This is a genomic window from Micromonospora sp. WMMB235, from assembly GCF_001855515.1.
Taxonomy (GTDB): domain Bacteria; phylum Actinomycetota; class Actinomycetes; order Mycobacteriales; family Micromonosporaceae; genus Micromonospora; species Micromonospora aurantiaca.
In genome coordinates, this window is record NZ_MDRX01000001.1 from 2,306,278 (window position 1) to 2,330,535 (window position 24,258).

Annotated in this window: 20 protein-coding genes; 11 read left to right on the top strand and 9 right to left on the bottom strand. The window is 72.4% G+C overall.

The features are described 5' to 3' along the window. Window positions 1–9 precede the first annotated feature (9 nt). Window positions 10–1,227 (bottom strand): oxygenase MpaB family protein, encoded by a 1,218-nt coding sequence (locus BFV98_RS09330; protein WP_013285315.1) that lies wholly within the window; start codon window positions 1,225–1,227, stop codon window positions 10–12. Window positions 1,228–1,379: 152 nt separating this feature from the next. On the opposite strand from BFV98_RS09330, the gene BFV98_RS09335 reads away from it, so the two are divergent. After that, window positions 1,380–2,351, top strand: a complete 972-nt coding sequence (locus tag BFV98_RS09335; RefSeq protein WP_071098803.1) for an oxygenase MpaB family protein — start codon at window positions 1,380–1,382, stop codon at window positions 2,349–2,351. Here BFV98_RS09335 and BFV98_RS09340 read toward each other — a convergent pair. Further along, window positions 2,259–4,121, bottom strand: a complete 1,863-nt coding sequence (locus BFV98_RS09340; protein WP_071095854.1) for a long-chain fatty acid--CoA ligase — start codon at window positions 4,119–4,121, stop codon at window positions 2,259–2,261. The genes BFV98_RS09335 and BFV98_RS09340 overlap by 93 nt on opposite strands. A gap of 204 nt (window positions 4,122–4,325) precedes the next feature. Further along, window positions 4,326–5,093 carry an SDR family NAD(P)-dependent oxidoreductase gene (locus BFV98_RS09345; protein WP_013285312.1) on the bottom strand — a complete coding sequence of 256 codons (768 nt, stop codon included), beginning with the start codon at window positions 5,091–5,093 and terminating at the stop codon, window positions 4,326–4,328. Between the two features lie 137 nt (window positions 5,094–5,230). On the opposite strand from BFV98_RS09345, the gene BFV98_RS09350 reads away from it, so the two are divergent. The 5 genes from BFV98_RS09350 to BFV98_RS09370 all read left to right on the top strand — a co-directional run bounded on the left by BFV98_RS09350 (window position 5,231) and on the right by BFV98_RS09370 (window position 10,554). Continuing rightward, the gene (locus BFV98_RS09350; RefSeq protein ID WP_013285311.1) at window positions 5,231–6,454 is read left to right on the top strand and encodes an oxygenase MpaB family protein; all 1,224 of its coding nucleotides are present in this window, start codon (window positions 5,231–5,233) and stop codon (window positions 6,452–6,454) included. A gap of 65 nt (window positions 6,455–6,519) precedes the next feature. Further along, a complete protein-coding gene (locus tag BFV98_RS09355; RefSeq protein WP_013285310.1) occupies window positions 6,520–7,095 on the top strand; it encodes a hypothetical protein in 576 nt (191 codons plus the stop codon). A 74-nt stretch (window positions 7,096–7,169) separates the two neighbouring features. Next, on the top strand, window positions 7,170–8,354 hold the full coding sequence (locus tag BFV98_RS09360) for a zinc-dependent alcohol dehydrogenase (RefSeq protein WP_013285309.1): 1,185 nt from the start codon (window positions 7,170–7,172) through the stop codon (window positions 8,352–8,354). Further along, the gene (locus tag BFV98_RS09365) at window positions 8,351–9,295 is read left to right on the top strand and encodes an SDR family NAD(P)-dependent oxidoreductase (protein WP_013285308.1); all 945 of its coding nucleotides are present in this window, start codon (window positions 8,351–8,353) and stop codon (window positions 9,293–9,295) included. The genes BFV98_RS09360 and BFV98_RS09365 overlap by 4 nt, the downstream gene beginning before the upstream one ends. 113 nt (window positions 9,296–9,408) lie before the next feature. After that, entirely contained in the window at window positions 9,409–10,554 is a 1,146-nt protein-coding gene (locus BFV98_RS09370; RefSeq protein WP_071095856.1) for an MBL fold metallo-hydrolase, read from the top strand. Window positions 10,555–10,603: 49 nt separating this feature from the next. Here the strand turns inward: BFV98_RS09370 and BFV98_RS09375 are convergent, their stop codons facing one another. Then, on the bottom strand, window positions 10,604–12,115 hold the full coding sequence (locus BFV98_RS09375) for a deoxyguanosinetriphosphate triphosphohydrolase family protein (RefSeq protein WP_071098804.1): 1,512 nt from the start codon (window positions 12,113–12,115) through the stop codon (window positions 10,604–10,606). A 62-nt stretch (window positions 12,116–12,177) separates the two neighbouring features. On the opposite strand from BFV98_RS09375, the gene BFV98_RS09380 reads away from it, so the two are divergent. The 3 genes from BFV98_RS09380 (at window position 12,178) to BFV98_RS09390 (ending at window position 16,243) form a co-directional block, all read left to right on the top strand. After that, window positions 12,178–14,643 carry a Tex family protein gene (locus BFV98_RS09380; protein WP_083395245.1) on the top strand — a complete coding sequence of 822 codons (2,466 nt, stop codon included), beginning with the start codon at window positions 12,178–12,180 and terminating at the stop codon, window positions 14,641–14,643. A gap of 17 nt (window positions 14,644–14,660) precedes the next feature. Further along, entirely contained in the window at window positions 14,661–15,092 is a 432-nt protein-coding gene (locus BFV98_RS09385) for a hypothetical protein (protein WP_225853079.1), read from the top strand. Between the two features lie 68 nt (window positions 15,093–15,160). Then, complete coding sequence (locus BFV98_RS09390; RefSeq protein ID WP_071095860.1) at window positions 15,161–16,243, top strand: GNAT family N-acetyltransferase; 1,083 nt, start codon at window positions 15,161–15,163, stop codon at window positions 16,241–16,243. Between the two features lie 3 nt (window positions 16,244–16,246). On the opposite strand, the gene BFV98_RS09395 is transcribed toward BFV98_RS09390, so the two are convergent. Continuing rightward, window positions 16,247–17,278 (bottom strand): DUF389 domain-containing protein, encoded by a 1,032-nt coding sequence (locus BFV98_RS09395; protein WP_083395246.1) that lies wholly within the window; start codon window positions 17,276–17,278, stop codon window positions 16,247–16,249. Between the two features lie 216 nt (window positions 17,279–17,494). On the opposite strand from BFV98_RS09395, the gene BFV98_RS09400 reads away from it, so the two are divergent. Then, entirely contained in the window at window positions 17,495–18,625 is a 1,131-nt protein-coding gene (locus BFV98_RS09400; protein WP_083395247.1) for a DegT/DnrJ/EryC1/StrS aminotransferase family protein, read from the top strand. A gap of 81 nt (window positions 18,626–18,706) precedes the next feature. After that, window positions 18,707–19,951, top strand: coding sequence for a glycosyltransferase family 4 protein (locus BFV98_RS09405; protein ID WP_071095863.1), 1,245 nt, complete (start codon window positions 18,707–18,709; stop codon window positions 19,949–19,951). Between the two features lie 61 nt (window positions 19,952–20,012). Here the strand turns inward: BFV98_RS09405 and BFV98_RS09410 are convergent, their stop codons facing one another. From BFV98_RS09410 to BFV98_RS09425, 4 genes are read right to left on the bottom strand one after another with little or no spacing between them, the layout of a single operon-like run. Then, a complete protein-coding gene (locus BFV98_RS09410) occupies window positions 20,013–21,026 on the bottom strand; it encodes an NAD(P)-dependent oxidoreductase (RefSeq protein ID WP_083395248.1) in 1,014 nt (337 codons plus the stop codon). Continuing rightward, window positions 21,026–22,342: a nucleotide sugar dehydrogenase gene (locus BFV98_RS09415; protein WP_071095865.1), complete on the bottom strand. Its 1,317-nt coding sequence runs from the start codon at window positions 22,340–22,342 to the stop codon at window positions 21,026–21,028. The genes BFV98_RS09410 and BFV98_RS09415 overlap by 1 nt, the downstream gene beginning before the upstream one ends. A 3-nt stretch (window positions 22,343–22,345) precedes the next feature. Then, window positions 22,346–23,260 carry an NAD(P)-dependent oxidoreductase gene (locus BFV98_RS09420; RefSeq protein WP_071095866.1) on the bottom strand — a complete coding sequence of 305 codons (915 nt, stop codon included), beginning with the start codon at window positions 23,258–23,260 and terminating at the stop codon, window positions 22,346–22,348. Then, window positions 23,257–23,985 carry a sugar phosphate nucleotidyltransferase gene (locus BFV98_RS09425; protein ID WP_071095868.1) on the bottom strand — a complete coding sequence of 243 codons (729 nt, stop codon included), beginning with the start codon at window positions 23,983–23,985 and terminating at the stop codon, window positions 23,257–23,259. The genes BFV98_RS09420 and BFV98_RS09425 overlap by 4 nt, the downstream gene beginning before the upstream one ends. Between the last annotated feature and the right edge of the window lie 273 nt (window positions 23,986–24,258).

Consider the following 24,258-nt stretch of genomic DNA (forward strand, 5'->3'; position numbering starts at 1 on the left):
GGCACGGACTCAGGTGCCCGGCCGGTTCATGACCGGAATCGTGATCGGGGTGTGCGACGCGGACGAGCCGTTGTTGAGGAACAGCATCGCCAGCCCGCGGATGAACCTGTCGAACAGGCCGAACGTCTCCGGCATGAGCGGCGAGAGCCCTTCGCGGAACATCACGTACGTCGGCCAGCCGGCCTCGATCACGCCCCGGGAGATGTAGTCGCGGGGCAGCCGCAGCCAGTCGCCGATCCGGTCGGTGAGCACGTAGCGCGCGAACTCCCGCTGGAATCCCCGGGTGACGCCCAGGTCCACCGAGGACGTCAGGTTCAGCAGGATGTCGGCCAGGTCGATGCCCTCGGGCGTCGGCGCGAGCAGCGGGGACAGCGCGTACCGGGACTGCTCCTCGGCGGCGGCCCAGCTGTTCGGGATGAACTCGTCGCGCACGCCGAGCAGGTGCAGCGCGACCTGCCACATGTGCAGGTAGGCCTCCTCCTCCGCGGCCGACATCCGCAGTCCCCAGCGACGCCAGTCGAGCAGCTTGCGGTGCACGTACGTGCCGAGGCTGTGGAAGGTGATGAGGATGTCGCCGTTGCTGATCGGGATCGGGTGGTCGGTGACGCCGCGCCACGGCGCGGACTGCGGCAGCAGGTGCCGCACGGCCGCGTGGGTGAGCCGCGTCTTGTGCGAGGTGACCACGAAGCTGCCGGTGGCCTTGAACGCGTCGGGGGCGCTCAGGTCGTACCCGTAGGTGAAGGTCTTCGCGGCGCGCGACTTCATGTCCGCGCCGCCCTCGGACCAGTAGACGTTGCGGGCCTCGCGCGGGATCACCGTGCTCATGATCCCGCTGCCCAGGCCGTAGAGCAGGAACAGGTACATGCTCATGCGCTTGTTGAACTGGGCGGCGCGGTCCAGCTTGGCCTGGTCGGCCCAGGACGGCAGCGTGTTGACCCGCCGCAGGTAGGTGGTGAGCGCCGGGGGCAGGCCGGCGGGCAGCGCGTCGCCGTTGCGGATCCAGGACGCGAACGCGGTGTTCACCGCCGGGATCTGACCGGCGTCCAGCATCGAGGCGACGAGCGGGTCGGTGTCGTCGTCCCAGACGTCCCACGGGTCGGTGACCGTGTCGGTCCCGGCGATCGAGCCGGACGACGACCACGCCCACGCCTTCGGGGCGTCCGCCACCGCTACCAGTCCCAGCGCGGCGCCGAGCGTCAGGACGCTTCGTCTACTGAGATTCTCCATTAGCACCACTTCCCGGTTCGACCGGACATCGCCCTGAACACCGGCCCGCGAGGTGCGCACAAGCAGGTTTCGAGTTATCCGGGGATGTGATTTTCTATTAACATAGAGGAGCTTGACTGCATCGGCAAGGGTGGACGGTGGGGGTGGTGGCGATGGCTCGTGAGGGGCGGTACCGCTGGTTGCGCCGGATCGAGACGCTCGATCCGGTCCGCGACCACCACGAGATCTACCGGCTCTCCGCCGGCTACGAGTTCCCCTTCGACTACCAGCGGGCACTGGAGCTGGCGCTGCTGCGCACGTTCTGCGTGCCGAGCATCTCCGTGCTGCTCGACGCGACCGGCGAGTTCCGGCTGCGGGCGCAGCAGCGCTACGACGACACCGCGCTGCTGATGGCCGAGCTGCTGGAGCACGGGTACGACTCGCCGCGCGGCCGGGAGGCGCTGCGGGTGGTCAACCGGGCGCACGGCCGGTACGCGATCTCGAACGACGACATGCGGTACGTGCTGTCGACGTTCGTCTACGAGCCGATCGACTGGCTGGACCGGTACGGCTGGCGCCCGCTGCACGAGCACGAGCGGCTGGCCGCGTTCCACTACTACCGCGCGGTCGGCGCGCGCATGGGCATCCGCGACGTCCCGGCGGACTTCGACGCGTTCCGGGCGTTCAAGGACGCGTACGAGCGGGACACGTTCCGCCGTACGCCGAGCAACGAGCGGGTCGCGGCGTACACGCTCGATCTGTTCGCGTCCTGGTACCCGGCGCCGCTGCGCCCGGCCGCGCGGCTAGCGGTGCGCGCGCTGCTGCCGCCCGAGATGCGGGCCGCCTTCGGGCTGCCGGCCGCGCCGCGACCGCTGACCGCGCTGGCCGGCGGCGCGCTGCGCGCCCGGGCCGCCGTGGTGCGGCTGCTGCCCGCGCGGACCGTGAGCCGGCTGACCCGCGCGCCGCGCAACCGCACCTATCCCGGCTACCCGCGGGGGTACCGGCCCGCCGACCTCGGCGCGCCGCCACCCCCGCCCGGCATCGACCCGGCGCTACTCCGTGACGGGCTCCGCCACCGCGTCGCCCGGCCGGTAGAGGGCGTCGATCCGGTCGCCGTACCTGTCGACGATGACCCGGCGCCGTAGCTTCAGCGTCGGGGTCAGCTCGCCCGACTCCGGCGTCCACGCCGACGGCAGCACCTGGAACGTCTTGACCTGCTCCGGCCGGGCGAGGCGCGCGTTCGCCGCGTCCACCGCGGCCTGGATCTCGGCCAGCAGCACCGGGTCCGAGGCCAGCGTGGGCAGCTGCGGGTCGCTGACGCCGTGCGTGCGCGCCCACTGCGGCGCGACCTCCTCGTCCAGCACGATCAGCGCCGTGACGTACGGCCGCCGGTCGCCGATCGCGACGGCCTGACCGATGAGCGGGTGCGCCCGCAGCAGGTTCTCGATCTGCGCCGGCGAGATGTTCTTCCCGCTGGACGTGATGATGAGTTCCTTCTTGCGGTCGGTGATGGTGAGGAAGCCGTCGTCGTCGAGCGTCCCGACGTCGCCGGTGGCCAGCCAGCCGTCCGCGTCGACGACCGGCTCGACGCCGCCGTCCTCGCGCAGGTAGCCGGAGCACACCAGCGGACCCCGGACGAGGACCTCGCCGTCGTCGGCGAGGCGTACCTCCATGCCCACGTTCGGGCGGCCGACCGTCCCGGTGCGGAAGCGGTCGGGGGTGTTGAGGGTGGCGGTGCCGGTGGTCTCGGTCAGACCCCACACCTCCAGCACGTCGACGCCGAGCCCGGCGAGGAACCGCAGCGCGTCCACCGGGATCGGGGCGGCGCCGCTGCCGGGCCAGGTCATGTTCTGCAGGCCGAGGGTGGCCTGCAACGGCCGCAGCACGGTGTCCCGGGCCTGCGCCACCCGGGCGGCCAGCTCGTCCGGCACCGGCTCTCCGGCCGCGCGCAGCTCGTACGCCTCCAGTGTCACCGCGGTCGCGGCGGCGACGGCGGCGCGGACCGCGGGCTCGGCGGCGGCCAGGTGGGCCTGGACGCCGGCGGCCATCTTCTCCCAGACCCGCGGAACCCCGAAGAACGAGGCGGGGCCGACGGTGCGCAGCGCCGCGACGAGCTGCGTGGCGTCGGGGCAGATCGTCACGTGCCCGGCGCGGTAGATCGGGTTGTAGATGCCGAGGAACCGTTCGGCGATGTGCGCGAGCGGCAGGTAGGCCACCGTCGGCGCGTGGTCGGGGACGGACACCATCGCATCCAGCGCCACCGCCTGGTAGATCACGTTGTGGTGGCTGAGCACGACGCCCTTCGGGTTACCAGTCGTGCCGGACGTGTAGAGCAGCGTCACCGGCTGCTCGGGCCGGATCGTGCGCCAGCGCCGCTCGAAGGCGTCCGGGTCCGCCTCGCGTGCGGCCCGGCCGAGGGTACGCACGCGCGACAGCGGCACCGCGTCGCCGGCCGGTTCGGCGGGCTCGTCCACCAGCACCACCCGCAGCAGGTCGGGCAGGTCGGCCAGGATCGGCCGCCAGCGCTCCAGTTCGGCCGGCCCTTCCAGCACGAGCACCTGGGCGGCGCTGTGCCGGGCCAGGTAGCGCATCTGCTCGGCGCTGAGCGTCGGGTAGATCGTGGACGGCACCGCGCCCAGGTGGACCGCGGCGAGGTCGACGAGCCAGTGCTCGGTGCGGCTGGACATCATGATCAGCATGTGCCGCCCGGCCTCCAGGCCGATCTCGGCCAGGCCGGCGGACAGCTCGGCGACCTCGTCGCGCAGCGCGGCCCAGGTGCGGGTGTCGTCCCGGCCGAGCGTGGTCAGCGCGGGCCGGTCGGCGTACTCGGTGGCGTTGCGGTGCAGCAGCGCCGGGACGGTCAGGTCGGCGGCTTTCTTGGCGCAGTCCTCGGCGAGGACGTGGGCGGGGTCCATGGGCTACTCCTTCACACGCAACCGGGCCTGGTGGTGGCAGGGCTGGCCGCACCCCTCGCCGTGGTGCCCGCGCGGGTTCCGCAGCCGATGGCAGCACTGTAAACGAGGGTTAACTTCCTGGGAAGGAGTGGCCGTGATCTGGCGCGGTATCGCGTCGTGACGGCAACCTGGCGACGAACGCGGACTAACCAAACGGCCCGCCGGTCACTGCGCGGTCCAGCCACCGTCCACGTGCAACACGCTGCCGGTGACGTAGCTCGCGGCGTCCGAGGCCAGGAACAGCACCGCGCCGACCACCTCCTCGGGACGGCCGAACCGGCCCATCGGGATACGGTCGCGCAGCCGCTTCGACCACTGCTCGTGGCCGCGCAACCCTTCGGTCATCGGGGTCTCCAGGTAGCCGGGCGCCACCGCGTTGACGCGTACGCCGACCGCCGCCCACTCCAGCGCCAGCGTGCGGGTGAGCTGCTCGACGCCGCCCTTGCTGGCGCTGTACGCGGCCAGGCGCGGGAAGCCGACCTGACCGTGCACGGAGGACATGTTGACGATGCTGCCCGCGCCCTGCTCGACCATGAGCGCGCCGGCCGCGCGGGCGCAGACGAACACCCCGGACAGGTTGGTGTCGATCACCTGCTGCCAGTCACCGAGGCTGAGCCGCTCGCTGCGGTGCAGCGCCGGGCTGATGCCGGCGTTGTTGACCAGGACGTCGAGCCGCCCCCACCGCCGCCGCGCCAGGGCCACCACGGCGTTCGCGGCCGACTCGTCGGCGACGTCACCGGCGACCACCTCCGCCGTGCCGCCGCCGGCCGTGATCCGGTCGCGCACCTCGTCCAGCGCGTCCGGCCGCCGGGACTGGAGGATCACCGACGCGCCGGCCCGGGCCAGCCCCTCGGCGACCGCCGCGCCGACGCCCTGACTGGCGCCCGTCACCCACGCCACCTTGCCCGACAGCATCCCCTCGACCAGCGCCACCGTGGACTCCCCTCATCGCAAACCATCGACAGTTGTCGTCATGAGCCTTGTGGACACCGTTACCACGTGCTCTCATGTGATACACGGGCGCAACATTCGTTTCACCGTATCAGCGGCCTCGACCCCGAGGAGTGAACGTGGAACCGGTAAGCAGGCGCAAGATGTTGAAGGCCGGTGGGGCACTGGGCGCGCTCGGCGCGCTCAGCGTCGCCGCTCCGGCACAGGCCCGGTCGGCGTGGACCTGGTCTCCGAAGGGATCGGTGGCCGGCGCCGGCGCGGGCGTGGACCCCCGCTGGGTGTGGGACGAGGAGGCCGACCCGCTCGTCGCCTCCCTCCTGGACCGGGGCGAGGCGCCACTGGTCAACCAACTGCTGCGGACGTGGACGAAGAACGGCCAGCCGCTGCCCTCCGGCCTCCCGGCGGACGTCCGCGCGTTCATCGAACGCGCACGCGTGCTGCCGTCCTGGGTGGACCAGGGCAAGCTGGCCACCGCCGTGCGCTTCAACGAGAAGCGCGGGCTCTACCTCGGCGTGCTCTACGGCCTGGCCAGCGGCATGATGAGCACAGTCATCCCGAAGGAGGCGCGCGCCGTCTACTACTCCAAGGGCGGCGCGGACATGAAGGACCGCATCTCCAAGACCGCCAAGCTCGGGTACGACATCGGCACCGCCAACGCGTACCAGCCCGACGGCTCGATGATCGTGACCGCCGTCAAGACCCGGCTCGCGCACGCCGGTGTGCGTCACCTCCTGCCGCAGTCGCCCGAGTGGGCCGACGTCGCGCCCGAGGACATCCCGATCAGCCAGCGGGACATGATGGTCACCTGGCACAGCCTGCCGACCACGGTCATGCGGAAACTGACCGACTGGCGGGTGCCGATCCCCGCCGCCGAGTCGACGGCCTTCCTGCACCTGTGGCAGGTGGCCGCGCACATGCTCGGCATCAGGGACGAGTACATCCCGGCCACGTGGAGCGAGGCGAACTCCCAGGCCGGCGAGGTCCTCGACCCGATCCTCGCGCCCACCCGCGAGGGCAACGCGCTCGCCGACATCCTGCTCGGCCTCGGCAAGGAGATCGACGCCGGGCTGCTCAGCAAGCCCATCCTCGGCTCGTTCACCCGGTTCATGCTCGGCAACCAGATCGCCAACTGGCTGGAGATCCCGCGCGACCTGCTCTGGGACACGCTGCTGCGGACGAGCTGGGGCCCGTTCATCGCGGTCCGGGAGGCGCTGCTGCCGTTCCCGCTCGCACCGGAGTGCTACTGGCTGTTCGACGAGTTCCTGCGCAAGCTCGCCCTGCTGTTCCTGTCCGAGGGGCAGTCCATCAACATCGAGATCCCGCTCGGCAACCGCGAGTTCTGACCACCGCGTCGCAGCCGGGGCACCTCCCGTCCCCGGCTGCGACGACGAGCGCCCGGGTGAGCACCATGACCGTGTCCCTCCCTCCGTTCCTGGGGTACGTGCTGGCCGCGCCGGTCCTCGTGGCCGCTGCCGAACTCACCGCCGCGTACCCGGCCGCCGCCCGGACGCCGTCGCCGGACGTGGCCGGGCTGCTCGGACTCGGCGAGATCATGACGGCCACGGCCCTGCCCGGGGCGGCCCTGATCTCCGTCGAGGTCGCCCCGGACGGGACCGTGTCGTTCACGCTGCCGCCGGACCGGTACGACGGCGACACCTCGGCCGCCGAACTGATCGCCGACGGGCTGTCGGTACCGCGCCGGCGCGTCCGTGTGCCACCGCCACGGCCGGCAGCGGGCCGGACACGTGGCGCACCCCATCCGGCCGTCGGAACCCGTACCCCGCTCCGGGTCGCCGTGGCGGTGGCCCGACGGCGGCTGCTGGAGGCCGCGTCGGCGACGCTCGGCACGCCCGTCGCCGGCCTGCAGCTCGCGGCCGGCGCCGTCACCGACCGCGCCGGCCGCCGCCTCGACATCGGCGCGCTGGCCGCCACCGCCGCCAGCACCAGCACGATCGCCGTGGCTGTCGACCTCACGCCACGGTGACCGGCGCCGCCGATTCAACGGCCCTCTTCCGGGTAGCAGTCCGATGGACGGCACCGGAGAGGGGACAGACAGGCATGAAGGCACTGACCTGGCACGGCAAGCGGGACGTCCGCGTGGAGGACGTCCCGGACCCCCGGATCGAGGAGCCGACCGACGCGATCGTCCGGATCACCTCGACCGCCATCTGCGGCTCCGACCTGCACCTGTACGAGGTGCTCGGGCCGTACCTGAAGCCCGGCGACATCCTCGGGCACGAGCCGATGGGCGTCGTCGAGGAGGTCGGGCCCGGCGTGACCCGGCTCAAGAAGGGCGACCGGGTGGTCGTCCCGTTCAACATCTCCTGCGGCTCGTGCTGGATGTGCGAGCGGCAGCTCTACGCGCAGTGCGAGACCACGCAGGTGACCAGCCAGGGCAAGGGCGCGTCCCTGTTCGGCTACACCTCGCTGTACGGCTCGATCCCCGGCGGCCAGGCCGAGTACCTGCGCGTGCCGCAGGCCCAGTTCGGCCCGATCACGATCCCGGACAGCGGCCCGGACGAGCGCTGGCTCTACCTCTCCGACATCCTGCCCACCGCCTGGCAGGCGGTGAAGTACGCGGACACCCCGCCCGGCGGCACGCTCGCCGTGTTCGGGCTCGGCCCGGTCGGGCAGTTCAGCGCCCGGATCGGCCGCCACCTCGGCGCCGGCCGGGTGATCGGGCTGGACCTGGTCCCCGAGCGGCTGGAGATGGCCCGCCGCCACGGCATCGAGGTGCTCGACGTCAGCCAGCTCGACGACGTACCCGGCGCGCTCATCGACCTGGTCGACGGACGCGGCCCGGACGCCGTGATCGACGCGGTCGGCATGGAGGCGCACGGCGCGCCGCTGGGCAAGATGGCCCAGACCGCCGCCGGGCTGCTGCCGGACAAGCTGGCCCAGGCGATGACCGACAAGGCCGGCGTGGACCGGCTCGTGGTGCTGCACGCCGCGCTCAAGGCCGTACGGCGTGGCGGCACCGTGTCGATCTCCGGCGTGTACGGCGGCGAGCAGGACCCGATGCCGCTGATGGAGATGTTCGACAGGGGCATCCAGCTGCGCATGGGCCAGTGCCACGTGCGGCGCTGGGTCGACGAGATCATCCCGCTGCTGGAGCGCGACGACGACCCGCTGGGCGTCGAGGACCTGCGGACCCACCGGCTGCCGCTGACCGACGCGCCGCGCGCGTACGAGATGTTCCAGAAGAAGGAGGACGGCTGCGTGAAGGTCGTGCTCGCGCCGTGACCCGGACGGTGGTCGTCACCGGCGCGACCAGCGGGATCGGCCGGGCGACCGCCAGGGAGCTGGCGGGCCGCGGGGACCGGCTGGTCCTCGCGGCCCGCTCCCCCGCCACGCTCGACGAGGTACGCGACGAGTGCCGGGCGGCGGGCGCGCGGGCGATCGCCGTACCGATGGACGTGACCGAGCCCGGCGCGGTGGCCGCGCTCGCCGACGCGGCGCGGGCCGAGTTCGGCCGCGTCGACGCCTGGGTGCACACCGCCGCGGTGATGTCCTACGGCCGCTTCGACGAGACCCCGGCCGAGGTGTTCGAGCAGGTGGTCCGCACCGACCTGCTGGCCGCCGCGGCGGTGGCCCGGGAGGCGCTGCGCCGTTTCCGGACCACCGGCGGCGGCACGCTCGTGCTCACCGGCTCGGTGCTCGGGCACATCACCGCGCCCTACATGAGCGGCTACGTCGCAGCCAAGTGGGGCCTGCAGGGACTGGCCCGCACGCTCCAGCAGGAGGCGCGGGAGACACCCGGCGTCGCGATCTGCCTGGTCAACCCGGGCAGCGTCGACACGCCCGTCTACCGGCAGGCGGCCAACTACCTGGGCCGCGTCGGCCGGCCGCCGCCCCCGATCGCCTCGCCCGAACGGGTGGCGCGGGCCATCGTCCACTGCCTCGACCGGCCCCGCCGGGAGGTGTCGGTGGGCCGGCTCAACGTGGTCATGCGCTTCGGCTTCACAGTCCTGCCCGGCGTGTACGACGTGCTGGTCGGGCCGCTGATGCGCCGGGCCGGACTGACCCGGACGCCGGTCGCCGCGCACCAGGGCATCGTGTTCACGCCCAACCCGGCCGGTGAGGCGGTCCGGGGCGGATGGCTGCCCGACGTGTCCCAGGTGGTCCGGGCCGTGGGCGGACGCGCGGCGACCGTGGCGTCCGCGGTACGCCGCCGGCTGCCCTGACGTCCTGTGGGTGGCTGTCGTGCGGGCGGGCCGTCGTGCGGGCGGGTCGCCCCGTGGGCGGACCGGGACGAGGGTCGTTACCGTGTACGACGGGACACGGCGGAGGGACGAGCATGCGGGAACCAACGGGGCGGGAACCGGACCGGACGCGCGGCGGGCGGGTGTGGAAGCTCGCCGGGCTGGCCGCCGTCGCCGGGATGGCCTGGGCGGCGCGGGACGTACCGGCCCAGCTCGGCGGCCGGCTCACCGGCGCTCGGGCGGAACGGGCGGCCCGGTCACCGCGCTTCCGCGACGGCACGTTCCACAACCCGGCCGGCGCCAGCGCCACGATGGTCGCCGACCCGGGCCGCAACCTGCTCCGGGAGCTGGTCTTCGGCAAGCAGAAGCGGCGGCCGGGCAGCCCGGTGCCGCTGCTGCACCCCGGCGCCGCGCCGGCCGGCGACCCGGCCCGCGAGCTGAACGTCGTCTGGTACGGCCACGCCTCCACGCTCGTCGAGATCGAGGGGCACCGGGTGCTGCTCGACCCGGTGTGGAGCGACAGGTGCTCCCCGTCCGGGCTGGTCGGCCCGCGACGCATCCACGAGCCGCCGGTCCGCCTGACCGACCTGCCCCCGCTCGACGCGGTGCTGATCTCGCACGACCACTACGACCACCTCGACATGGAGACCGTCCGCACGCTGGCCGACCTCCAGTCCGCGCCGTTCGTGGTGCCGCTCGGCGTCGGCGCGCACCTGGCCCGCTGGGGCGTACCCGAGCACCGCATCGTCGAGCTGGACTGGTCGGAGAGCCACCGGGCCGGCGGGCTGACACTCACCGCGACCGCCGCGCAGCACTTCTCCGGGCGCGGCCTGCGCCGCGACGGCACGCTCTGGAGTTCCTGGACGATCACCGGTACGCACCGGAAGGTCTTCTACACCGGCGACTCCGGCTACTTCGACGGGTACGCCGCGATCGGCGCCGACCACGGCCCGTTCGACGTGACGCTCATGCAGATCGGCGCGTACGACAGGGCGTGGCCGCACATCCACATGTTCCCGGAGGAGGCGGTCGCCGCCCACCTCGACGTGCGCGGCGGACTGCTGGTGCCGGTGCACTGGGGCACGTTCAACCTGGCCCTGCACGACTGGTCCGAGCCGGTGGACCGGCTCTGGGCCGAGGCGAAGGCGCGCGACGTACGGCTGGCCGTGCCGCGTCCCGGCGAGCGGGTCGTGGTGGACGAGCCGCCGGCGGTGGACGGGTGGTGGCAGTCGGTCGCCTGACGCGGCGCGGTCCCTGGGTGGCGCGGTCGCCTTCGTGCTCCGCGCCGGCTCAGAGTACGAAGGCGTCCGTCCACAGCGCGCCGGAGCGTCCCGACAACGCGTCGAGCATCGCCACCGCCTGACCGTCGGTGAGCTGCGCGACGAAGTCGATGATCGCCCGGCCCCGGGCCCGGCCGATCCGGTCCGGGGTACGCGGGTGCAGCTCCGCCTCGGCCAGCTCCACCAGGTCGTGCAGGCGGCGCGGCAGCCGGGACTCCTCGTCCGGGTCCAGCAGCCACTCCCACAGCGCCTCCACCAGCGTGCCCAGCAGCCGGGCCTGGCCACGCTGGTGCAGGGCCAGGTCCGGGCGGGCCAGCACGAACCGGTGGTGCACGAACTTGAGCACCTGCACCTCGTGCCACTGCGCCTTCGCCAGCAGCACGTACCCGGAACGGACCCCCGGGTCCGGCGTCACAGTGATGGCGTCCACGAAGCGGGTCGACCAGCGGGCGGAGAACCGGGCCACGTACTGCTCCGCCTCGATCGAGCCGTCGAACGGCAGCGCCAGCAGCCCTTCCACCAGCTCCTCGCGGACGTGCTCGACGGCGGCGGCGAACGCCTCGTCGTCGGCGATCCAGCCGTCCTTGCGGTGCAGTTGCCGGCGCAGCCGCTCGATGGCGGCTCCCGGCCGCCGGCCCGCCCCCTCCAGCGCCGACGCCGTGATCGACCGCAGGTGCCCGCACTCGCGCTGCCAGGCCATCAGCTCGGCCGCCACGGCGCCCTGCTGGAGCACCCCGACGCGGTAGAAGTCCTCCACGTCGTGGATCGCGTACGCGATGTCGTCGGCCGTGTCCATCACCGACGCCTCGGGCGTCTGCTGCCAGTCCGGGATCCGCCCGGCGAACGGCTCCCGTGCCTGCCGCAGGTCGTCCAGCTCGGTGCGGTACGCGCCGAACTTCACCGAACCGCTCTCCGGATCCTCCGGCGGCGCAGCCGCGCCCCGGGGCGCCGGGTCCAGGTGGCGCGGGTGCGGATCGGGGTGGTCCAGCCGGGTCCACGGGTACTTCAGCATGGCCGCCCGGACCGCGGCGGTCAGGTCCAGCCCGGTGGTCGCCGCGCCGCGGATCTCGGTGCTGGTGACGATCCGGTACGACTGGGCGTTGCCCTCGAAGCCGTCGGGCAGCCCGAGGCGCTGCCGGGCCAGCCGGTCGAGCACCCGCTCCCCCAGATGCCCGAACGGCGGGTGCCCGAGGTCGTGCGCGAGCGCGGCGGCCTCCACCACCTCCGGGTCGCAGCCGCCGAGCTTCTCCAGCAGGTCCCGGTGCGCCGGGTCGGCCGTCAGCCGCTCCGCGATCGCCCGGGCCACCTGGGCCACCTTCAGGCTGTGGGTGAGCCGGTTGTGCACCAGCAGCCCGGAACCACCCGGGCTGATCACCTGGGTGACGCCGTTCAGCCGGGCGAAGAACGGCGACCCGACGATCCGGTCCCGGTCGGCCCGGAACGGGCCGGCGGCCAGGTCGCCGAGCGCCCGGGCGCTGCCGCCGAACAGCCGCCGGGCCCGCGGATCCGCAGGTGCCTCCATGATCGCCACGCTAGCGCAGCCGACGGCGGGGCGGGCACAGGCGGTCGGAGGCGAACGGCACAATGCAGGGCGGAAACCACCCGAGAAGGCGGATGACAATCGTGACCCAGTCTGTGCACCAGCGGATCGCCGAGGAACTCGGCGTCGCCGAACGGCAGGTACGGGCGGCAGTCGAGCTGCTCGACGGCGGCGCCACAGTGCCGTTCATCGCCCGCTACCGCAAGGAGGCCACCGGCCTGCTCGACGACGCGCAGCTGCGCACGCTGGAGGAGCGGCTGCGCTACCTGCGCGAGCTGGACGAGCGCCGCGCGGCGGTGCTGGAGTCGATCCGGAGCCAGGGCAAGCTCGACGAGGCGCTGGAGGCGCAGATCCTCGCCGCCGACTCCAAGTCCCGCCTGGAGGACATCTACCTGCCCTACAAGCCGAAGCGGCGCACCCGCGCGCAGATCGCCCGCGAGGCCGGGCTGGAGCCGCTCGCGGACACGCTCCTGGCCGATCCGGCCCAGGACCCGAAGACGGTCGCCGCCGGGTTCGCCGACCCGGACAAGGGCGTCGCGGACGCCGCTGCCGCCCTCGACGGGGCGCGGGCCATCCTGATCGAGCGCTTCGCCGAGGACGCCGACCTGATCGGCACGCTGCGCGAGCAGATGTGGTCGCGGGGCCGGCTGGTCTCCCGGGTACGCGACGGCCAGGAGACCGCCGGCGCGAAGTTCGCCGACTACTTCGACTTCGCCGAGCCGTACCCGAAGCTGCCCTCGCACCGCATCCTCGCCGTGTTCCGGGGCGAGAAGGAGGGCGTGCTGGACCTGACCATGGACCCGGAGGCCGAGGGCGACGCCGACGCGGCCACCGGGCCGAGCCGCTACGAGGCCGCCGTGGCCGGACGCTTCGGCATCAGCGACCAGGGGCGGCCCGCCGACCGGTGGCTGGCCGACACGGTGCGCTGGGCCTGGCGTACCCGGATCCTGATCCACCTGGGCGCGGACCTGCGGATGCGGCTGTGGCAGGCGGCGGAGGAGGAGGCCGTGCGGGTCTTCGCCACCAACCTGCGTGATCTGCTGCTGGCCGCGCCGGCCGGGGCACGGGTGACGATGGGCCTCGACCCGGGCCTGCGCACCGGCGTGAAGGTGGCGGTGGTCGACGCCACCGGCAAGGTGGTCGCCACCGACACCATCTATCCGCACGAGCCGCGCCGGCAGTGGGACGCGTCGCTGCACACGCTCGCCACGCTGGCCGCCGTGCACGGCGTCGAGCTGGTCGCGATCGGCAACGGCACCGCCAGCCGGGAGACCGACAAGCTGGCCGGCGACCTGATCAAGCAGCACCCGGAGCTGAAGCTCACCAAGGTGGTGGTCTCCGAGGCCGGCGCGTCGGTCTACTCCGCGTCCGCGTACGCCTCGCAGGAGCTGCCCGGTCTGGACGTCTCGCTGCGCGGCGCGGTGTCGATCGCCCGCCGTCTCCAGGACCCGCTGGCCGAGCTGGTGAAGATCGACCCGCGGTCGATCGGCGTCGGGCAGTACCAGCACGACCTGTCCGAGGTGAAGCTGTCCCGCTCGCTCGACGCGGTGGTCGAGGACTGCGTCAACGCCGTCGGCGTGGACGTCAACACGGCCTCCGCGCCGCTGCTCACCCGGGTGTCCGGCATCGGCGCCGGGCTGGCCGAGAACATCGTGCTGCACCGCGACGCCAACGGGCCGTTCCGCACCCGCGCGGAGCTGAAGAAGGTGCCCCGGCTCGGGCCGAAGGCGTTCGAGCAGTGCGCCGGCTTCCTGCGCATCCCCGGCGGCGACGACCCGCTCGACTCCTCCAGCGTGCACCCGGAGTCGTACCCGGTGGTGCGCCGCATCCTCTCCACCACCGGGCAGGACCTGCGCGGGCTGATCGGCAGGTCGGCCATCCTGCGCGGCCTGCGCGCGACCGACTTCGTCGACGACACGTTCGGTCTGCCCACGGTCACCGACATCCTGGCCGAGCTGGAGAAGCCCGGCCGCGACCCGCGGCCGGAGTTCCGGACCGCGACGTTCGTCGAGGGCGTGGAGAAGATCAGCGACCTGACGCCCGGCATGGTGCTGGAGGGGGTGGTGACGAACGTGGCCGCGTTCGGCGCGTTCGTCGACGTGGGCGTGCACCAGGACGGACTGGTGCACGTCTCGGCCATGTCGCACACCTTCGTCAAGGACCCGCGCGACGTGGTGAAGTCCGGCGACGTGGTCAAGGTCCGGGTGCTCGACGTGGACGTGCCGCGCAAGCGGATCTCGCTGACGCTGCGGCTCGACGACGAGGCGCCGGCCGGTGGCCGTCCCGCGGCCGGGGGTCCGGGCGGCGAGGAGCGCGGCGGTCGGCGCGGTGGCGGGCAGCGCGGCGACCGTGGCGGGCAGCGCGGCGACGCCGGTGCCCGGCGTGGCGGCCAGGGCGAACGGGGCGGCTCGCGCGGTGGTCAGTCGCCGCGGCAGGGACGAGGTGGCGGATCGGCGGCGCCGGTGAACGACGCCATGGCGGAGGCCCTGCGCCGCGCCGGCCTGGCCTGAGAGGCAGGGGAAGCGACGTGGCGGACGACGACCTCCAGTGGCGCGAGCGGCAGCGCCGCGCGGTGCGGGCACACGCCGAGGCCGAGGCCCGGCAGCGCGCCGCGGACCAGGCCGAGGCGGCGGCACTGGTGGCGTCGTTCGCCGCCGAGGCGATCCGCCTCGGGCTGCGCACCACCCGGCTCTCCGCCCGCTCCTACGACGGGCGAGCGCGTTACCGCACCCGGATCAGCGGCTGGTACATCGACCGTGCCCACACCCGGGCGGTGGATCGGGACGGTCGATTCCATCTGCTCACCGTGCCGGCGAGCCTGCGCGCCCGGCTGTTCGGAGTGGATCCGCAACCGGACCCGCCGCCCCTGGTGCTGGGCAAGGGCGGCCGCGACGGCGAGTCCGTTCCGCTGCGTGACGCGCTGCGGCGACGGCTCGCCGCCGGGGACTCCTGGGGGTAGTCGGCGGCGGACGCGCGCCGCCGTCGACACCTCACCGGCCCACTGTCGTTTGACCATCAGTGACGACGATGCGAATTGAGATCCTGGACGCCCGCAGCACGTCGGACAGCGAGCGCTGGGCCGCCCTCCACCAGACCTGGAGCCGCCGGGAGGTCTTCGCCCATCCGGCCTACCTCAGGCTCTTCGCGGGCCCGGAGGACCAGCCGTTGGCTGCGTACGCCCGCACCGGGAGCGGTTTCATCCTCTACCCGTTCCTGCTCCGCCCGGTCGACGCGCCGCACCTGGACGTGCCGCCGGGCCGGTATCACGACGTCACCAGCCCGTACGGCTACGGCGGCGCCTTCCAGGAGGGCGCCGACGAACTCGACGCGAAGAGGTTCTGGGAGTCCTTCGACGTGTTCTGCGCCCGCCGCAACGTGGTGTCCGAGGTCACCCGGCTCACGCTCTTCGACGACGAGCGGCTCCCCTCGCCCGGCCCGGTCCGGGAGAAGCTCGTCAACGTGGTCCGCGACCTGCGCACCAGCGACGAGGACATGTGGCGCGAGTTCGACCACAAGGTGCGCAAGAACGTCAACAAGGCCCGCCGGAACGGGGTGACGGTCGAGGTCGACCTCGACGGCGCACGGCTCGACGACTTCCTGCGGATCTACCAAGGCACCATGGACCGGCGGGCGGCGACGAGCGGCTACTACTTCCCGCGTGACTTCTTCCAGACGATCATCGACGAACTGCCCGGGCAGTTCGCGTTCTTCCACGCACTGCACGACGGGCGGGTCGTCTCCACCGAACTGGTGCTGTCGAGTGCGCTGAGTCTCTACTCCTACCTCGGCGGCACCGAGCAGGCCGCGTTCGACCTACGCCCGAACGACCTGCTCAAGTTCGAGATCTGCCGGTGGGGACGCGCCCAGGGCCGGATCCGGTTCGTCCTCGGCGGCGGGTACGCCCCCGACGACGGGATCTTCCGGTACAAGCGGGCCTTCGCCCCGCACGGGCTGGTGCCGTTCCACCTCGGTACCCGCGTGCTCGACGAACCGGTGTACCGGCGGTTGTGCGCGGCGCACCGGCAGGAGGGAACGCGGCGGGACGCGGCCTGGTCGACGTCGCCGGACTTCTTCCCCGAGTACCGGTGTGCGCTGCCCGGCAGCCGTTGACCGTCACCGCGAGGCGTCCCGCCGCCCGGATGGTGGACCCTGCTGCGGTACCGGAGGCACCGCCTCGCCGGCCGGCGGGCGACGGCGGCCGGGCACCCGGGACGCTCCGGCCGGGCGGCTGTACCGCCCCCACCAGAACCGCTGGACGCCCAGGGTGAGCAGACCGGCGAGCACGATGGCACACAGGTTGATCACGAGTTGGAGAGCGGAGCCGGCCGCCTCGTGCCACACACCGTAGGCGAGCGCGACCGCGACGTTCGCCGCTGCCGGCACCGTGGTGACGGAGATCAGGACACCGACCAGGGAGCCGGACTTCTTCGACGTCAGTGAGAGCATTCCGGCGATCCCGGCCAGCATGCCGACCAGCCAGGAGAGCGCATCCGGGCGCCAGATGAAGTCGGTCAGGGGCCGCTCGGCGACGAGCATCTCCCGGCCGACCAGGCCCGCGGCCGTCAGTGCCCAGGTGCTGAGCACCGTGACCACCATCGCCACGACGAAGCCGACCACCAGCGCACGGAGGGCGGAACGGACCGTCCGGCCGTCGCGCCGCAGCAGGGCCACGCACAGAGCGGCCAACGGCCCGAACTCCGGGCCGACCACCATCGCGCCGACCACCAGGATGGGCTGGTCCAGGAGGACGCCGATGCCGGCGATGACGGTGGCGACGATGATCAGCGCGAGGTAGGTGCCGGAGAGCTGGGTCTGCTCGCCGGTCTGCGCGGCGATCTCGTCCCAGACCACCGCATCGGTTCCGCTGCCCGGCACGGTGTCGGCGGCCTTCTCGGCCGCTGCGGACAGGGCCAGCTCCACGTCGGTGGCGGAGACGCCACCGTTCTGCTCGACGCCCAGCTCCTGAAGGCCCCGCAGCACCCCGTCCGCGCTCTCCCGCACCACGTCACAGAGGATCAGGTCGCCGGGTGGCTGCCGGGCCGCGCCCGGGAGGACCGCGAGGTGGGTGACACCGGGATCGGCAGCGAGGAGGTCGGCCACGGCCGCCGATCGTTCGGACGGCGCGATCAGTCGCAAGTGCAGCACCGGCGGATGCTATCGAACCGGCGCGATCCCTCTCCCAGTCCGGGCACTAAACGATCGGGAATGACATTCGGATAAGGCAGAAGACTGCCCGTTAAACGATTTCCGATGGGATCGGTTACGGCTCCGGAAGCAATTCTATGAATAGACAGGAGAATCACCCGCGGGAGGTGTTCATGGGGAATCATCGGTGACGCCGCACAAATGCATTGGAGCGTCATGGGCTATCGGATCTTCCTCTCTCCCCCGGACGTCGGCCCCCTGGAGGAGTCGTACCTCCTGTCGGCACTGCGGTCCGGCTGGGTGGCGCCGACGGGACCGGAGCTCGACGCGTTCGAACAGGAGATCGCGCAGCGGAGCGGGAGACGCCACGCGGTCGCGGTCAGCTCCGGCACGGCGGCGCTGCACCTCGCGCTGCTCTGCACCGGCGCCCGGGCGGGCAGGGTGGTCGTGGTACCGACCCTCACCTTCGCCGCCACCGCCAACGCGGTGACGTACACCGGGGCGGAGCCGGTCTTTGTGGACTGCGATCCGAACACGGGCAACATCGACGTCGCGCTGCTGGCCGAGACGCTGAGCCGGCTGCGCGCCGAGGGCGCCGACGTAGCCGCCGTGGTGCCGGTCGACCTGTTCGGCGCCTGCGCCGACTACACGTCCATGCTGCCGGTCTGCGCCGAGGCGGGGGTGCCGGTCGTCGCGGATGCCGCGGAGGCGCTGGGCGCCGCCCACGCGGGGCAGCCGGCCGGATCGTTCGGCCTGGCCGCCGCCTTCTCGTTCAACGGCAACAAGATACTCACCACGTCCGGCGGTGGTATGCTCGTCTCCGACGACCAGGAACTCGTCGCGCGCTGCCGGTACCTCGCGACCCAGGCGCGCCAGCCGGCCGTCCACTACGAGCACACCGAGGTCGGCTACAACTACCGGCTGAGCAACCTGCTCGCCGCGTTGGGCAGGGCGCAGTTGCGCCGGCTGGACCGCATGATCGCCCAGCGCCGCCAGGCCCGGGAGCGATACGCGAAGCTCTTCGCCGCGAGCCCCGGTGTGCGCCTGCTCAACGACGCCGACGGCGACGCCAACCACTGGCTGACGGTCATCGTGGTCGACCCGCAGGAAGCCGGCTGGCACGCCTCCGACCTCGCCGCGCACCTGGCAGGGCACGGCATCGAGACACGACCGGTGTGGAAGCCGATGCATCTCCAACCGGTGTTCCGGGACGCACGGCACATCGTCACCGGCGCCGCCGAGCGCCTCTTCGCCCAGGGGCTCGCTCTGCCCAGCGGCTCCGCCACCACCGACGCCGAGGCCCAGTTGATCGACGACGCCATCGGCCGATTCCTGCTCAACCCGTGAGCGGGAGGCCGACGGCACCCGGGGACGGCCCAGTGGTCGTCCGCGTCATCGCACCACCAGCCATCGGAAGGACACTGACACGTGAGGCTGACCATCACCGAGGAATGCCGTTACGTCCGCACCCCGGACAACCGCTTCTGGGTCACCTTCGGCACCGACTACGCGCTCTGGTCCCGCTATCTGGAGGCCTTCGACGAGGTGCGGGTCGTGGCTCGGGCTCGGGACGTGGCGGAGATTCCGCCGAACGCCCTCCGCGTCGACGGTGACCGGGTGACGGTGGCCCCCATCCCCTACTACCAGGGGCCGCGACAGTACGTACAGCAGATGCCCCGGATCGACCGGGCCGTCCGCAGGATCGCCGCCGACGCGGAGGCGGTGTTGCTGAGAACGCCGTCGACGATCGCCACCCACATGCACCGGCACATCACCCGACGCGGTCTCCCCTATGCGATGGAGGTCATCGGCGACCCGTACGCCGTCTTCGCCCCCGGCGTGGTGGAACACCCACTGCGGCCGTTCCTGCGCGCGTGGACCACACGCAACCTCAAGCGGCAGTGCGAGTCCGCGGTGGCCGTGTCGTACGAGACGAGCCGGACGCTGCAGGCCCGGTACCCGACCCGGCCCGGGGCGCTCTCCACCGGCATCAGTTCGGTCAACCTGCCGCCCGCCGCCTACGTGCAGGAGCCCCGCACTCACCGGCCGCCCTCCGGATCGGTCACCCTCATGTCGGTCGGCTCACTGGAGCAGCTGTACAAGGGCATCGACACGCTGATCGAGGCGATCTCGCTGTTGGGGCCGTCGACACCGGCGGTACGGCACGTCCACGTCGGTCCCGGCCGCTACCAGCCTGCGCTGGAGGAACTCGCCACCCGCCTGGGGGTACGCGACCGGATCACCTTCGCCGGGTGGATTCCCACCGTCGAGGCGCTGCGGCACCGGCTCGACAGCGCAGACCTCTTCGTGATGCCGTCCCGGACCGAAGGTCTCCCCCGGGCTCTGATCGAGGCCATGGCCCGCGCGTTGCCCGCCATCGGCTCCACGGCCGGCGGCATCCCCGAACTGCTCCCCCCGGAGATGCTGTTCACCGCCGGTGACGCCGACGACCTGGCCAGGGTCCTCCATCGCACCCTGGCGGACCGGGAGGGGATGGTTGCCGCGTCGCGGCGCAACCTCGCGGTCGCCCGGGAGTTCGCCGAGGACAGGCTCGTCCCGCGGCGTACGGAGTTCTACCGGGCGGCCCGCGGTCTCATGTCGGGCCGGCCGAGGCTGCCGCAACCCGCCGCTCCCGCCGCGGAGTCAGTCCGGCACGAGAACCGGCCGGCCTGACGGCTCGGTCATGACGGAAGGAGGCCGGCACTCGGACGAGTGCCGGCCTCCTGCCGTCGCGTCAGACGGGCGTGCGGTCGCGTGCTGCCGTCGGCTGCCCGGGCATGGCGATCGTCTGCCGCCAGCCCCGGTACCAGTCGACGGTCAGGCGTACCCCTTCGGTGAGGGAGACGGTCGGCTCGAAGCCGGTCAGCCGCCGCAGCTTGCCCAGATCGGGGCACCGGCGTCGCACTGATCGGTCCGGGGCCGGCATGGGCTGCAGCGTGGCCGAGACGCCCACCACGTCGAGCACGAGCCGAGCGAGATCGGCGATGTTCGTCTGCTCCCTGTCGTTCCCGATGTGCACGATCTCCGGGCCCTCGACGGCGGCGTCCATCAGTCGCACGACCGCCTCGATCGCGTCGTCGACATAGCAGAACGCGCGGTACTGGTCGGCCCCCCACACCCGGAACGGGTTCTCACCCTCCATCGCCCGCAGCGCCATCTCCGGAACGACGTGGTCGGCGCCCATCCGCGGCCCGTAGACGTTGTGGAAGCGGCCGATGACCACCGGCACGCCCGTGGCCCGGGCGTGGTGCAGCAGCATGGCCTCGCCCGCGAGCTTGCTGATCGCGTACGACATCCGGGGAGATGCCACGTCGGCAACCATGATCGGGACGTCTTCCGGTGTGGGAACCGGCACCACGCCGGCATCGACGCCACCGGCGTAGATCTCGCTCGTCGAGCTGAAGAAGACCTTCGGCCCCGGCCGCAGCCAGTCCACGAGATGGGCCACGGTGAGCGTGTTGACCCGCAGCACCCGGCTGGGGTCCGCCTCGACGTTCCGCACGCCCACCACCGCGGCCAGCAGATACACCTGGTCGACGTCGGGCTGTAGCCGTGCCCAGGCCTCGGGCCGCGTCAGGTCGGCGGAGACGACGTCGACGCCGGGACGGGCCCGCAGAGCGGCCACCCGTTCGTCGTCGGAACCGCGCGAGAAGTCGTCGACGACAGTGACCTGGCAACCCTCGGCACTGAGCCGCTCCACCAGGTGGAGGCCGATGAAGCCTGCCCCGCCGAGCACGAGCGCGCGCATCAGGCGGTCACCGCCGTGGCGTCGGCCCTCGGAATCCGGTAGCCGATACCGGCGTACCGGATGCCGGCGGCCCGGACCTCGCCTTCGTCGAGGACACGCCACGAGTCGAACAGCACCTTGACTGTCGTCCCCGCGAGCAGAGCGCCGACCGGCAACGACCGGTAGTCGGGATGGTCGGTGAGGACCAGCACCGCGTCGGCCTCACCGAACGCCTTGTCGAGGCTGGTCGGTTCGCCGCCGTACCGGCGGATGACGTCACCACTGACCATCGGGTCGTGACCGACCACCTCCAGCCCGGCGGCCTGGAAGATCGGCATCATCGCGGCGATCGGCGTACCCCGCATGTCGTCGGTGGGCGGCCATCCCTTGTACGCCCACCCGAGCACAGCCAGCCGGGCTCCCGCGAGCCGGGGGCACGTCTGCCGGATCAGCTCGACCACGTTCTCGGCGACGTGGACCGGCAGTTCTTCGTTGAGCTGCCGGGCCGCGTTGACCAGGAGCGGTGTCCGTCGCCCCGCGCTCTCGACCATCAGGTACGGATCCTTGGACAGACAGCCCCCGCCGACGTATCCGGGCTTGCTGAGGTCAGGGCGCGGATAGTTCAGGTTCGCCGCCCGGATCACCTCCAACGGATCCAGCTGATGGGTCTCCGCGACGAGCGCGAGCTCGTTGCCGAACGAGTAGATCAGGTCGGTGTGGCAGTTGTTCGCCAGCTTCACCAGCTCCGCCGCCTCCAGGCTGGAGACCGGCACCAGCTCCCGGGCGAGGCCGCCGAAGAACTCCAGCCCCGCCTCAAGGCTGGCGGCGTCCAGCCCGCCGACCACCTGCGGCAGGTCGACCAGCTCACGCAGGGCCTGTCCCTGGATGGTGCGTTCCGGCGCCATGACGAGGCGTACCCGGCCCCACGCCCGGGCCAGTGGCGGCAGCACGACCCGCCGGCTGACGCCGACGGGCACCGTGCTCCGGACCACCACCAGGGTTTCCGGCCGGCAGCGCCGGGCGACCGCCTCGGCCGCGGCGGCGAGGTGCTCCAAGCGGCCACGACGGGTGGTCTCGTCGACCGGGGTCGAGACGCACAGGACCACGGCGTCGAGGTCGCCGGGTAGTTCCTCCTCGATGAGCAGGGACCGCCCGACGTGCGCCGCGAACACCTCCTCGATGCCCGGCTCGAACACATGGACCCGCCCGGCGCGCAGGGACTCCCGAACCTGGGGCTGGGTGTCCACGCCGTGGACCTCGTACCCCTTGGCAGCCAGCGCGGCAGCCAGCGTCACGCCGACGTAGCCGAGCCCGACGACCCCTATTCGCTGATACAACCTCTACTCCTTCGGCAGTGCGGTCCGGTCGAGGTCGGACGCCTCGGCCCAGATGGCCTTCACCGTGTCGGTCATTTCGTAGGCAGGACTCCACCCGAGCCGCCGGGCTTGCGAAATGTCCGCACACATCCAGGTCACGCCGGCGGAGCGGTGGCCGTCCTCGGCGGGTGCCGCCTCAGCGATCCCGCCGGTGAAACCGGCCACCGCGGCCAGTTCCCTGATCACCGTGCGCACCTGCACCGCCCGGCCGGAGCCGACGTTGAGGACGGGATGCGGCACCGCCGGTGCCGCCACGACGGTGGCCACGGCGCGAGCGACGTCCCGGACGTCCACGAAGTCCCGGTACGCGCCGAGCGGTCCCAGGGCGATCTCCGAGGCGCCGCGTGCCGGTCCGGCCCGCAGCAGACGTACCGCCCGGCCCAGGACGTTGTCCCGCGACAGACCGGCACCGATGGGGTTGAACACCCGGAGTACGACGCCGTCCAGGCGGTTCGCCGCGACGGCGAGTTCCATCAGCCGGGTGGCGGCCAGGTGACTCAGGCCGTACGCGCTCACCGGCGCGCCCGGCCACGTCTCGGGCACCGCGATGCCGTCGGGAACGATCCCGTACTCGCCGGCGCTGCCGAGCCGGATCAGCCGGGCCTGGGGCGCGGCGGTCGCCACGGCCTCGACGAGCTTGGCGGTGACGAGGGTGTGGGCCGCGACCATGTCGTGATCGGTTCCGGAGAGCAGGCCGGTGCAGTTCACCACCGCGACGGGCCGGTGCGCCCCGATCAGCGCGCCCAGCTCGCCCACGGTGGCGGTGATCAGGTCACACTCGGCGCGACGGGGAGAGGCGACGTCGTGCTCGGCGGCGAGGGCGGCATGGACGTGACGGCCGACGAAGCCGTTGGCGCCGAAGAGCAGAACGCTCGTCACGGCAGTTCCCTGAGGCCGGCGGGCAGGAGGATGTCCCGCTGTGCCTCGAAGGTTCGGTTGGCCTCGTCGTAGTCCTCGGGACGGCCGATGTCCAGCCAGTAGCCGTCGAAGGGGTAGTCGGCCGGGTACTGCCCCTGCTCGATGAGACTCGTCATGAGCTGGTCGAAGCCGAGCGGCATGCCGGCGGGGTAGGACGCCACGGTCTTGGCCGCCAGGCCGTAGACCCCCATGCTCACCCGATAGTCGAGGGTGGGCTTCTCGGCGAACTCGATCACCCGGCCGTCAGACACGGCGAGGACCCCGAAGTCCACCTTGACCTGACGGCGGAAGGTCGCCACTGTCAGCGGCGCGCCGCCGGCGACGTGGGTCCGCAGCAGGTCGCCGTAGTCGAGGTCGGTGAGGATGTCGCCGTTCATGACCAGGAAGTGCTCGGGCAGGCGGTCACGGAGCCCGAACAGCGGGCCGACGGTCGACAGCGGCACCCGTTCCTCGGTGTAGTCGACCCGCAGTCCGAACCGCCGGCCGTCTCCCACGAAGGCGCGGATCAGTGACCCGAGGTGGTTGACCGCGAGCGTGACGCCGCTGAACCCGGCCGCCGCGAGCTGGTGCAGGACGATCTCCAGGATCGCGTAGCTGTCACCGATGGGCACCAGCGGCTTCGGCAGCGCTGTGGTGTACGGACGAAGCCGCGTCCCCCGACCACCGGCCATGATCACTGCGTGCATGCCGCACCCCCCGCCTCGCCGGCCGCGGCCGTCCGCAAGCTCTCCCGTGCCGGCGACGCCGTGCCGGTGCCGCAGGTGGGCGGACCGTCCGGCACGACGATCCCGCCGGCCGAGCCCGTTTCCCTGAGGGCACACGTCAGGTTGGACCCCACGGAATCGGCACCCTCCGTGACGACGAATTCCACTTCTGCTCCTACCGGTCGCGCGCCTCTCCGCAGGAGCAACGAAAAATAGGAGCTTTGGTTACTAAATGCCGCGAGCATCGTTCTTAAC